This is a genomic window from Romboutsia sp. 13368, from assembly GCF_018336475.1.
Classification (GTDB): Bacteria; Bacillota; Clostridia; order Peptostreptococcales; family Peptostreptococcaceae; genus Romboutsia.
On sequence record NZ_CP048741.1, the window covers coordinates 2,107,736 to 2,120,143 of the forward strand.

General features: G+C 27.6%; 12 protein-coding genes. 4 read left to right on the forward strand and 8 right to left on the reverse strand.

Annotated features, from left to right (window positions below; all coding sequences use genetic code 11):
- Positions 1–109 precede the first annotated feature (109 nt).
- From G3997_RS08775 to hflX, 3 genes are all read right to left on the reverse strand, one after another.
- Entirely contained in the window at positions 110–550 is a 441-nt protein-coding gene (locus tag G3997_RS08775) for an NUDIX hydrolase (RefSeq protein ID WP_296645403.1), read from the reverse strand.
- Positions 551–810: 260 nt separating this feature from the next.
- Positions 811–1,473, reverse strand: a complete 663-nt coding sequence (locus G3997_RS08780) for a HEAT repeat domain-containing protein (RefSeq protein ID WP_296645404.1) — start codon at positions 1,471–1,473, stop codon at positions 811–813.
- Positions 1,474–1,481: 8 nt separating this feature from the next.
- Positions 1,482–2,765 (reverse strand): GTPase HflX, encoded by a 1,284-nt coding sequence (gene hflX / locus G3997_RS08785; protein WP_296645405.1) that lies wholly within the window; start codon positions 2,763–2,765, stop codon positions 1,482–1,484.
- 129 nt (positions 2,766–2,894) lie between these two features.
- Between hflX and G3997_RS08790 the strand changes: the two genes are divergently transcribed.
- Positions 2,895–3,158 carry a cysteine-rich small domain-containing protein gene (locus G3997_RS08790; RefSeq protein WP_296645406.1) on the forward strand — a complete coding sequence of 88 codons (264 nt, stop codon included), beginning with the start codon at positions 2,895–2,897 and terminating at the stop codon, positions 3,156–3,158.
- Positions 3,159–3,179: 21 nt separating this feature from the next.
- Here G3997_RS08790 and G3997_RS08795 read toward each other — a convergent pair whose 3' ends face one another.
- From G3997_RS08795 to G3997_RS08810, 4 genes are all read right to left on the reverse strand, one after another.
- Entirely contained in the window at positions 3,180–3,809 is a 630-nt protein-coding gene (locus G3997_RS08795) for a TIGR01906 family membrane protein (protein WP_296645407.1), read from the reverse strand.
- A gap of 3 nt (positions 3,810–3,812) precedes the next feature.
- On the reverse strand, positions 3,813–5,384 hold the full coding sequence (locus G3997_RS08800; protein WP_296645408.1) for an ABC-F family ATP-binding cassette domain-containing protein: 1,572 nt from the start codon (positions 5,382–5,384) through the stop codon (positions 3,813–3,815).
- A gap of 104 nt (positions 5,385–5,488) precedes the next feature.
- Positions 5,489–6,196 carry a zinc dependent phospholipase C family protein gene (locus G3997_RS08805; protein WP_296645409.1) on the reverse strand — a complete coding sequence of 236 codons (708 nt, stop codon included), beginning with the start codon at positions 6,194–6,196 and terminating at the stop codon, positions 5,489–5,491.
- 16 nt (positions 6,197–6,212) lie between these two features.
- Positions 6,213–7,001 (reverse strand): N-acetylmuramoyl-L-alanine amidase family protein, encoded by a 789-nt coding sequence (locus tag G3997_RS08810; RefSeq protein WP_296645410.1) that lies wholly within the window; start codon positions 6,999–7,001, stop codon positions 6,213–6,215.
- A gap of 163 nt (positions 7,002–7,164) precedes the next feature.
- On the opposite strand from G3997_RS08810, the gene G3997_RS08815 reads away from it, so the two are divergent.
- Together G3997_RS08815 and G3997_RS08820 are read left to right on the forward strand one after the other, a co-directional pair.
- A complete protein-coding gene (locus G3997_RS08815) occupies positions 7,165–7,527 on the forward strand; it encodes a hypothetical protein (protein ID WP_296645411.1) in 363 nt (120 codons plus the stop codon).
- Positions 7,528–7,852: 325 nt separating this feature from the next.
- Positions 7,853–8,842 carry a SpoIVB peptidase S55 domain-containing protein gene (locus tag G3997_RS08820; protein ID WP_296645412.1) on the forward strand — a complete coding sequence of 330 codons (990 nt, stop codon included), beginning with the start codon at positions 7,853–7,855 and terminating at the stop codon, positions 8,840–8,842.
- 58 nt (positions 8,843–8,900) lie between these two features.
- Here the strand turns inward: G3997_RS08820 and yunB are convergent, their stop codons facing one another.
- A complete protein-coding gene (gene yunB / locus G3997_RS08825) occupies positions 8,901–9,578 on the reverse strand; it encodes a sporulation protein YunB (RefSeq protein ID WP_296645413.1) in 678 nt (225 codons plus the stop codon).
- Between the two features lie 414 nt (positions 9,579–9,992).
- Here yunB and G3997_RS08830 point away from each other — a divergent pair.
- Positions 9,993–12,408 (forward strand): transglycosylase domain-containing protein (locus G3997_RS08830; RefSeq protein ID WP_296649496.1); only part of this gene is annotated, 2,416 nt, incomplete at its 3' end.

Below are 12,408 nucleotides of genomic sequence, written 5' to 3' on the forward strand. Positions count from 1 at the left end.
ATAAACTTATATTGTTATTATAGCCAATATATTTTTTAGGTACAACTTTAAATAAAATTCGATTTATAATAATAAAAAAGAAAGGAAATTTCCTTTCTTTTTATATACTTTAATTTGTAGCTAATCCACCATCAATATTACTTCTTTTAATATCTTTATATTTCTTATAAGATATATCAACTAAAGATTTTTCTTGACTATGAGTTAACATATCTATAGCTTCTCTAACTTTATAAAAACCACCATCAGTAAATTCATCTTTTAATGTGTAATCACAGTTTTTAGATTGCATTATATACCATGTAATAGCATTGCATACTTCTTGTTGTCTACTTCTTGAGAAAAATTCATACATCGTATTACCAGCAGTTTCTAAGATACTTGCATCTATTCCAGTTTCTTCTTTTATTCTTAAAACTGCACTAGAATACGTTAATTCACCTTGATGTATTTTGCCTTTTGGTAAAGTCCATTCTCCTCTATCATTTTTAACAAGCAATACTTTATTAGCATAAAACACTACTCCACCTGCACACTGTCTTACTATCATTTAGACCCCTCCTATTAACTATCTTCTTTTAGATTTTAGAAATTTATGATTTATCTGATTTTAGATGTATTATAAATTTCAATCACTATCTTTAATTTAGTTCTCAATTTATTATTTAATTCATACATCATTTACTATTAATTAAATATCTAAACATTTAGAACTGATTAAATTTAGTGAGTTTTCATGTTAACTTCTGGAGATATACTATAGATAAATATCTTATTTACTGAATTATATGTTAAATAAAGTTAAATATGTTAAATATCTTCTTCTAATATATTTATAGCTTCTTCATATGCTCGTAATACATATTCTTTTTCGAAATTTTTCTTATTTCTTAATTGTTTTAACATTTTTAAACTATTTTTATTACCTATTTTAGCAAGAGCTTTTGCACAATATTGCCTAGTTTGAGGATTACTATCATAAAGCCCTCTTTGCAAATATTCTCTACTACTTGGAGATTGTATCTTTCTAAGTGCAGAATATGTTATTCTTCTTACATCTGAATGCCTATGACTTGTAAGAGGATGTAATAATGCTAAAAATCTGTCATCTTTTAACTCTCCCGTTGCCCAAACTAGTATCATCAAGTCTTCTGCATTTTTTTCAGTAATTATCCTTTTATATAATTTTCGCTTAAAATCTAACATGTTTTCTTCATTTAAGCTTTCCATAAATTTAAGCCTATCATCTTTATTAAGAGTTAGAAACTTGTCAATTATATCTTTAGATAATTCTATTTTAGCTTTAAGCATAGACTTTATTTCTAATTTAGCCTTTATTAGTTGATCATTTACTTCCGAAGTTGATAGATTTCTTATCCTACTTATTTGAGATACTGTCCTAGATTCTTTATATAGAAGATATGTTATGTAATAATCTTCTAGTTTGTCTATATTATCCCAAGTTATGTTCATAATACTCCCTACTTTTCTAAAATATACTCTTTATATATATTATAGTCCTCTTCTTCTAGATTTACATCTAATGTTATTCCATTTTCTACATACTCAAAGTTCTCTATATTGTATTTATTTTTTAGTCTACTAAATATATCTCCTCTTTCATAAGGTAGTATTAAAGTTACTGCATAAGTATTTTTCATTATATTATCTTGTATAATGTCTATTAACTTATCCATGTTTATACCTTTTTTAGCAGATATATAAACTATATCATCATGATTTTTAGGATATATATCTAGTTCTAATCTATCTATTTTATTATATACAAGTATAGTAGGTTTAGTATCTGCACCTAGTTCTTTAAGTACTTTTTCTGTAGTACTTTTTTGTAATTCATAATTAGAGTTAGTTGCATCTATTACATGTAAAATTAAATCTGCATATTGAACTTCTTCTAATGTTGCTTTAAAAGCTTCTACTAAATCATGAGGAAGTTTGCTTACAAATCCAACTGTATCTACCACTAAAAATTCTTTTTTATTAGGTAATAGCGCCTTCCTTAAAGTTACATCAAGAGTAGCAAACAGCATATCTTTAGCCATAACTTCTTTTTCTACATCATAATCCTTATGAGTTTTTATAAGTTCATTTAATAAAGTTGATTTACCTGCATTTGTATATCCAACAAGTGCTACTATCGGTATACTAGATTTTAAACGTTGAACTCTTTGAGTCTCTCTTATTTTTTTAACTTCTCTAAGCTCACGTCTTATATCAGCTGCTTTATTAAGTATAGTTCTTTTATCTATTTCAAGTTTTTGTTCCCCTGGACCTCTTGTTCCTATACCAGCTCCAGTTCTACTCATTTGACCACCCATACCATATAATCTAGGTAATCTGTAGTTTAATTGAGCTAACTCAACTTGAAGTTTACCTTCTTTGCTAAGTGCTCTTTGAGCAAATATATCAAGTATTAATGTAGTTCTATCTATAATTTTTACACCAACTACTTCCTCAATATTTCTTATATGCGCTCCAGATAATTCATCATTAAAAATAACAACTGTAGCTCCTAATGAATCACTGTATGCTTTTATCTCTTCTACTTTTCCTTTTCCTACATAAAATGCAGAGTCTCTAGATTGTCTATTTTGAATTAAACTTCCTACAACTTCTGCTCCTGCAGCTTTTGCTAACTCTTTTAATTCATCCATAGATTCATTTATATCTATATCATCTATTTTTCTTGCTGTAGATGTAATGTTTAATCCTACAAGTAAAGCTCTTTCCTTTTTTTCTTCCATAAATAGCACCTCGTTTATAGATTTATCTGATATATTGTATAACTATTATACTTTATTTTTCTTATTATACCACTAATGTTAATATTTAGTATAATTATATTAGTACTATTAAATTAGGTGGATAATAATATGAGTGATAATTATAAATTTTTTTACCATAAAGAATGTGAATTCTTCCCATGTCATAAAACAAATAAACACGATGAATTTAACTGCTTATTTTGCTACTGCCCTTTATATGCTTTAGGTAAAAACTGGGGAGGCAATTTTAAATACATAAATAATGATATAAAAGATTGTTCTAGTTGCTTATTACCACACAATAAAAATAGCTATGAATATATTATGAGTAAGTTTCAAGATATTATTAAAATAGCAAAAAATAATGATTAATATTTTTAAAAAGAGAGCAGTTTACTGCTCCCTTTTTAAAAGTTTATATATTAAATAATTAGCTAAACTAGCTACAATTACAAGTATTAAAATCATAATACCTGCATGGAAAAAAAATTTTTCAGGTAAAATATTTATTACCGGATCTAAATTCGGATCAAATATCCAATAGTCATTGTTAAACATAATTTTGTGAAATAATACAAAACTACCTTCAAAATTTATAACTACTGGCAACATTAATATCATCGGTAGCAAAATTAATGTTTTTGATGTTGTTTTTAATATTTCTATATTTTTATTTAATATATTTATTATTACTCCTATTATAGAAAGTACTAATGATATATTAAATATTTTGTTCATATTTTGAAATATATCTCTAACTTCCTCAAAATGAATTTTACCTTGTTTCGAAGATTTTAAAGTTGGTAATTCAAATTCTTTGTTCTCTTTACTTAAATTATAATCTATCGTATAATCGTAATTTTCTTTTATTTCTTCTTTAGATAAACCTGACAACATAGGTATATTCAAGTAATCTATATCAAAATAATAAAGTTGTTTAAATCCTACAGTAAACTTTACTATTGTAATTATAATTAATACACTAAAAATAATCGAAAATATTACATTAATAATTTTTTTCATATATTAAATACCCCAAAGTATTTTTANTACTATCTTAGTTGTAAAATCTTCTATATTCCACACATCATCTACTATATCCATGTAGAATTCTGGTTCATGTGATACTAAAAGTACTGTTCCCTTAAATTCCTTTATAGCTTTCTTAAGTTCATCTTTAGCTTCTACGTCTAAGTGATTTGTAGGTTCGTCTAAAACTAATAAGTTTATATTTTTTAACATTATCTTACATAATCTAACTTTAGCAGCTTCTCCTCCGCTTAAAACTCTCATTTGGCTTGTTATATGCTCATTAGTTAGTCCACACTTAGCAAGACTTTGTCTTACTTCAAAGTTTGTAAGTCCTGGGAATTCTGCCCATACTTCATCCATTGGAGTATTATAGTTATCTCTTGAGCTTTCTTGTTCAAAGTATCCAACTTCTAAATAATCTCCATGTCTTACTTCTCCACCAAATGGTTTTATTATTCCAAGTAATGTTTTAAGTAATGTTGATTTACCTATACCATTCATACCTTTTAAAGCTATCTTTTGATTTCTCTCTAATATAAAGTTTAATGGTTTAGTTAAAGCTTCATCATAACCTAAAATTAAATCATTTGTTTCAAATACAAATCTACTTGGAGTTCTCGCTTCTTTAAATCCAAAAGTAGGTTTTATCTTTTCTTTTGGTTTTTCTAATATTTCCATTTTATCCAATTGTTTTTGTCTACTATTTGCCATACCACGAGTAGCAACTCTTGCTTTATTTCTAGCTACAAAGTCCTCTAGTCTCTTTCTCTCCTCAACCTGCTTGTCGTATGCATTTTCTTCTTGACGCTTCTTTATTTCATTAAGTCTTACAAACTCATCATAATTTCCTTTATATCTATTTAGTTCTCCATTTTCCATATGATATATTACATTACAAGTGTCATTTATAAATGATATATCATGTGATACTAAGATGAAACTATTTTCGTATTCTTGAAGATATCTTGTTAACCAAACTATATGTTCTTCATCTAAATAGTTTGTAGGCTCATCTAATATTAATATTGTAGGATTTTCAAGTAATAATTTAGTAAGAAGTACTTTTGTTCTTTGTCCTCCACTTAAATCAGTTACATCTCTATCTAAACCTATTTCTCCAAGACCTAATCCGTTAGCTATTTCTTGTATTTTAGCGTCTATCATATAAAATCCGCTATTTTCTAATATAGTTTGTATATCTGCTGTTTCTTCCATAAGTTTAGCCATTTCTTCATCATTAGCCTCACCCATTTTGTCGTACATAGCTAACATTTCTTGCTCTAAATCAAACATTGACTTAAAAGCTTCTCTTAATATATCTCTAATAGTTTTCCCTTTTTCAAGAACAGTATGTTGATCTAAGTAACCTACACTAACTCTTGATGACCACTTTATATTACCTGCATCTGGCATAAGTTTTTTTGTTATTATATTTAAGAAAGTTGATTTACCTTCTCCATTTGCTCCAACTAATGCTATATGTTCACCTTTTCTAAGTCTAAATGAAACATTTTCTAGTATAGTTCTAGCTCCAAAGCCATGGCTTACATTTTCTACTACTAGCATCTTAACACCTCTTTATAATTTTTTATCTACATTCTATACTATAATATATTCTTTTTTGACTTAAATCAAGTATTTGACATATGTCTAATGCTCCTAATTAGATATTAAATATAAAGTAAATCATTATAAAACATAATCATGCATCCAGCTGTAGTCTTTTGAGCTAATGTTAGACTTTTTAAAGCTATTAAGTAAAACTTTGTGTTTAAATCAGTTATATCTTTATGCATAAAATCAAATTTGATAGCATTTAATGAATTATAATTAGCATAATCAGCAACTGAGTTTAATATTATAGGCTCTTCTGTACACTTAAATCTATTTATTATCCTATAGTTTTCTTTTATATAAGATTCAAATTGTCTATGATTATCAAATAACTTTCCCTTAGCATGTTGTGGTATTGTTAAATCTTGAATTATATGGCACATAGCTCCAAAATAAAACATACTTTGCTCATAGTTATCTAATTTAAAGTATTTAATAGCCTGTGAATAATAATCACTTGATACAGTAAGCGCATTTTCCTCATACCCATACATTCCTTTTTCTTCTCTTGGATTGTAAAAGTGTTGATAGCATTTAAAATCCTGATCTGCCCATACTAATCCTTCATTCACTTTTGATTTATACTCTTTAAATAATTTTAATTCATCATGATATCCATTAATATTTAAAATTTCTAATGCATTTTCTTGTATATATAAATGTACTTCACACTCTGTTTTTTTAATTGTCCTTTTTATTGGACTTACTACTTTAAATGTACTAGTTAATGCTTTTCCATAGGCACTTTCTAGCTTACTTGTCATTGACATCACCTATATTTTATTTATTTGTAAAATACTCTTCCAGGCCATCTGATATAGATTTCATTAACTTGTTTTGATATTCTGGATTTGACATCATTTGGTCTTCATTATAATTACTTAAAAATCCCATTTCAACTAAAACTACAGGAACTTGTGACCAATTAAATCCTGTTAAATCATTTCTTTCAAATACTCCATTTACTTCTATACCTGCTTCTTTCATTTTATTTTCGATGAAATTTGCACATACTTTACTATCTTCATATATATCAGTTGTATATTTACTTTCTTTAGCTGGTATTAAAATTGATGCTCCTGTTTTACTTGGGTTATTTAAGCTATCTGCATGTATTCTTACAACCATGTCTGCTTTATTATTATTTGCAAATATTGCTCTTTCAGAGTTGCTTATATTAACATCATGACTTTCTCTAGTCATTATTACTTTATATCCCTTACTTTCTAATATATTCTTTAAAACTTTGGATGCCTCTAAATTTAAAATATATTCTGGTTTTTTTGTAGCTACGCCTGTAGCCCCTGATGATACCCTAGCTTTTTTTACATATGAACCTGGTGCTACCGGCTCTGAATTACTATCACCTTTTTCTTGATGTCCAGGGTCAATACATACTAATATATCTTTTACCTCTATATCTTTATCATCTTCTTTTTTTTCATCTACTTTTATGCCATTACTAATTAAATTAGTTGCTTTATATAAATTTTTTGCAGGATCTGAAGTTCCTATAACCACTACAGCTATTGCAATTATAATACCAATTAAAATTCTATAATTTTTCATATCATAACTCCCTTCTATGTAATAAAATTTTAAGTATAATGCATAGAGTATTATCTCCATTATTTATTATTTTTATAAATAATAGGTTAAATTAAAATTCATATTAGTTTTTAATTTTTTTATATTATCATATAATTTTTATATAACTTTTTTAGGAGGTTTTATGAAAAAGGTAATTCCAAAAAGTATGAATAGAAATCTAAATATAAATGATTCTAAATTATGTACTTTTAGTTCATTGGATTATATATTGTTAGCATCTACATTAGCTGTAGCTTTAGGTGAGGAACTTAGTACTAATGATATAAATATATTAGCTACTTTTTTAGACGTTTTATCTGATGAACTTGCTTTAATAGCAACTATTGATGAATGTTCATCTTCTGATCCCGAAGAGCCAATTCCAGCACCAACACCAGATGTTGCTATGACTAGAACTCAAATTAACAAAACATGTTGTAAAAATAATCCCTATAAGAAAAAAATTATAAAAAAAAGAATAAAGCGAAAAAAAACACTTGATTAAATTTAATTTATTAAGGGTTTTTTTATGTTTTATATTACATACTTTCCATATATACTTTTTATATTGTACTTTTAGATTTTTACGATTTATATAATTCTATATTTTCTTAACTATATTATTAAAATTTTAAATTTAATAATTATTTTATATCTTATAATTTCTAGTTTTCTGACTTATTTATTGTTTTTGCAATCTACGGTTTGGCTTCTTATGTTTTCCAAGAATCAAAATATTATTACTGCAAAATATAATATTAAATCAAAGCACCATGACTTATTAAATATTTCATGACTTATTAAATATTTCATCGAAAGGAAGGTGTTTTATGTTTTATAAAAATGGTAATAAAAAAATTATTAATACAAAATTTTCATTACTTGTATGCTTATTATTTTTAATATATTTTTTCTCAAACAATTTAATTTATGCAAAATCTATAACAAAAACTGAAAATGAATCTTTAATACCTATAGGTAATGTAATTCACATAGAAACACAGTTAGAAAATATTACTGTAAGAGGTACTACAAATAGCTCTCCTTTTAATTTAGGTGATGAAATAATTAGTATAAATAATATTAATATTAAAAACTATAGCGATTTATCTAATATATTAAATAGTTTGCCAAACAATACAAATATTATTAATGTTACAGTAAAAAGAAATAATCATTTGATAAATATAAAAACAATAAAAGAAAAATTAGATGAGGTAAATTTAACAGATAATATATCAGGATTTGCTACATTAACCTATATTAATCCTATAAGTGGTGAATTTGGAGCTATCGCCCATCCTATTAGCTTAGGTAGTTATAGAAAAATAAATATAAAAAATGGTTTTATTTCAACAACATCTAATTTAAATATAAAAAAATCTTATAGAGGAAATGTTGGATGTATTAATGCAAAACCAAAAGATTATATAGGTAAATTCAATAACAATACAAACTTCGGTATAAAAGGAAACATAGTAAAATTAGATACTTCTAATTTTAAAATTTATGAAGTAGCATCTTTAGATGAAGTAATGACAGGTAAAGCTCAAATACTTTTGCAAACTAGTAATGATGGTTGTAAAAAATTTGATATAGAAATCCTAAGTATAGAAAATCAAAAAGCTCCTAAACCTAAAACATTTAAGATACGTATAGTGGACAAAGAGCTTTTACAGCTTACAGGTGGAATTGTTCAAGGTATGAGTGGTACTCCTATAATTCAAAATGATAAAATAATTGGTGCTATATCTCATGCAGTTGAAAATGATCCTACCACTGGATATGCAGTTTTTATTAAGTGGATGATGGAAAACTAGTAAAACTAAATGAAGTAAGTGACTAATAAAATTTTAGTAACTTACTTCATTCAATATATTATTGAGGTAACATATTAGGTACGACTTCTTCTGGAACATTGACATAACTTTGTGGCACATCTCCAACTATTATAGTTTCACATATTGGAATTTGTGATTTTACTTCTTTTGTTGAAGTTGTTAGAGGTATAACTACTTTGACTTGTGTTTTAGCCTCTAAATAAATTGTGTGTCTAGTTTGATTTATTCCAGCTGATTCAAACTTAGTTTTAAAATCAACTGATACAGTACCTATAGGTTCAATAGATACTTTTAATTGTGGTCCATATTTCGCTAGTATAGGACTTTTCAAAGCAGTTCCTATTGGTATGTACGCAGTAGTGCTCTTTACCTGTTTTAATTCATTTTGTATTTCTAATGCAACATCTGATGCTATTTGATTCATTAAAATAGTATTGGACTGTATCATAGATATTTTTCCTTGAGAATCTAACTTCGTATATATTAAATCTGAATAATCTATTTTATCTTTTACAGTCTCTCCAACTGCTTTATTTATAGCTCTGTTTGCAAGTTCTAAAGATTTAGTTTCAGCAAGTACGGTAATTGTTGGTCTTAAACTATTATCAACATATATAAAACTGCCTATAAATACAGACACTATAAATATCATTATAAACGTAACTATAATTCTTTTAAAGTCACCTAGTTTGGAATCTATTAATCTTTTCCCCAAAATAATCCCCCTTATTATTTTTATGTTATAACTTTAAATTATTTTCTTATTTTTAAATATTATATATATTATTTAAATTAACATATTTTTAGTATATAAGTAAAAAATAATTAATACTATAACTTTAGGATAATATATATCGTTACATTACTTTCATTTTTGTGTATTAATTAGAAAATAATTATCATATGTGGTATAATATTACATTAGGTAAGGAGGTTAAGCTTAATGAGTAATGATAACAATGAAAATAATAAAATAAGAAGAAAAAAAGTAAGTTCTTCTGCTAATAAGAATAATTCTTCTAGAAATACTAACTCTAGCAAACCTAAAACTAGATAACCTAAAACTAGATCTTCAAAAAAGAAAGATAAGTTTAAGATACTTAGAGTAACAGGAATAGTATTTTTGGCCATGCTAGTAATTATTTCTGCAGCAGGAACAGGTTTGGTGTTTGCATCATTAAGAGATGTTCAACCAGTTACTAAAACACTCTTAGATGAAAAAACTTACCAAGCAACTGAAATTAGATATGCTAATGGAGAATTATTATCTATCGCCCCTACAGTAAATAAAAAAGACCCTATTAAAATAGATCAAATGCCTCAAAATATTATTAATGCAGTTGTTTCAATTGAGGATGAAAGATTCTATGAACATAAGGGTGTAGATATAAAAGGTCTATTAAGATCTGTTGTAAAAACCTTAACGGGAACTAGACAAGGTGGTAGTACAATACCTATGCAGGTATCAAAAATGTTACTAACTACTGATAAACAAACCTTAACACGTAAAATAAAAGATATTTATTATGCTTATGAAATGAGTAAAAATTTAACTAAGAATGAAATTCTTGAAGTTTATTTAAATAACTTTTTCGTAGGTAGAGGTCTTTCTGGCGTACAAGCTGGAGCAAATGGATACTTTAGCAAAGATGCAAAAGATCTTACATTAGCCGAATGTGCACTACTAGCAGGAGCTACTAAAAACCCATCTAGTTATGCAGCTTATGTAAGTGCAAAATTAGACGGCACAGAAGTTAAAAGTGATGTAGAAAATAGACTTTTATTCTATGTGAATACTTCTGATGATAACCTTGATGATCCTACTCAAGTTGAACTTGATATGATTGATAAATTAAATGAATGGGGATTAATACCTAGCCAAGATACATATAAACAATTAAAATCTGGTACTATGGTAGTAAGAAAAGCTGTTAGTAACCCAAAAGCAATAAAAAGAAGAAATATTGTTTTAAGTAAAATGTTAGAGCTTGGATATATTTCTGATTCAGAATATGAAGAAGCAATAGCTGAGCCTATAAATATAAAATTACCTAAATCTGAAGACAAAGTAGTGTCTTCTGTAGAAGATCTTATAGAATATAAAGTTATAGATGCTTTAGTTGAGCAAGGTCATACTAAGGATGAAGCTTACAATATGTTCTATAATGGTGGTTTAAGAATATCAACTACAATAGACCCTACTATGCAAGATACTTTAGAAAAGGAATATGAGGATGATAGTAATTTCCCTGGCAGTAGAATAGATTCAGATGGTTCTCATCAACCTCAGTCTTCAATGGTTATATTAGACTATAGAACTGGTCAAATAAAAGCATTAGTTGGTGGTAGACATATTTCAGGAAGAAAAACTTTAAATAGAGCAACTACGCCTCAACAACCTGGTTCAACTATAAAACCTTTATCTGTTTATACGCCTGCAATAGATACTTTAAAAATAACTCAATCTACTGCAGTAAGCGATGCTGAAGGTGGATATAAATTTAAGGATAATAATAGATGGAACCCAAATACTACAACTAGTGGTTCTGGTTCTATGAGTTTACGTAAAGCATTAGCCTACTCTTCTAATACTATAGCTGCTAAAACTGCAGAAATGTTAGGAAGCACTTATGATGAATGTGTTGATGTAATGATTGACTACTTAAGAGAGTTTGGTATAACAACATTACAATCAGATTCAAAGGATAGATCATTCTCATCTTTAACTCTTGGAGGTATGTCTCAAGGTGTTTCTCCACTTGAAATGGCTGCTGCTTATGGTACATTAGCAAATGGAGGTACTTATATTGAACCAACTATATTCACTACTATCTCAAGTTATGATGGTCAACTTATAGTTAAAAATACACCTGAAGAACATAGAGTTGTAGATTCCCAAGTAGCTTATGTATTAACTGATATGTTACAAGCTGTTGTTACAGAAGGTACTGGAGGAAGAGCTGCATTATCAAATGGAATGCCAGTTGCTGGTAAGACTGGTACTACTAATAAGTCTTTAGATGCATGGTTTGTAGGATACACACCTTACTATGTTGGTGCTACGTATCTAGGCGATGATGCTGGTAGAAAAGATCCTAATGGTAACACAATTTCTAGAAAAGGTATTTCTGGTGGTAGTTCATCTGCAGCCAAATTATGGTCTACTGTTATGAACAAAATACACAAAAACTTAACTAAAACTGACTTTAAAGTACCTAATAATATATACTTTACAAAAATAAACTTAATTGATGGTGGTAGATCATCTTATGGTTCAAATGCTGCTTTTATAAAAGGAACTGGACCAAGTAGATATTCATCTAAATCAAGTAAACCATCACAGTCTAAAGAAAATAATAACCAAAATCAAGAAAATACTACACCGGAGACTCCAACTACACCGGAGACTCCAACTACACCGGAGACTCCAACTACACCGGAGGCTCCAACTACACCGGAGGCTCCAACTACACCGGAGACTCCAACTACACCGGAGACTCCAACTACACCGGAGGCTCCAACTACACCGGAGGCTCCAACTACAC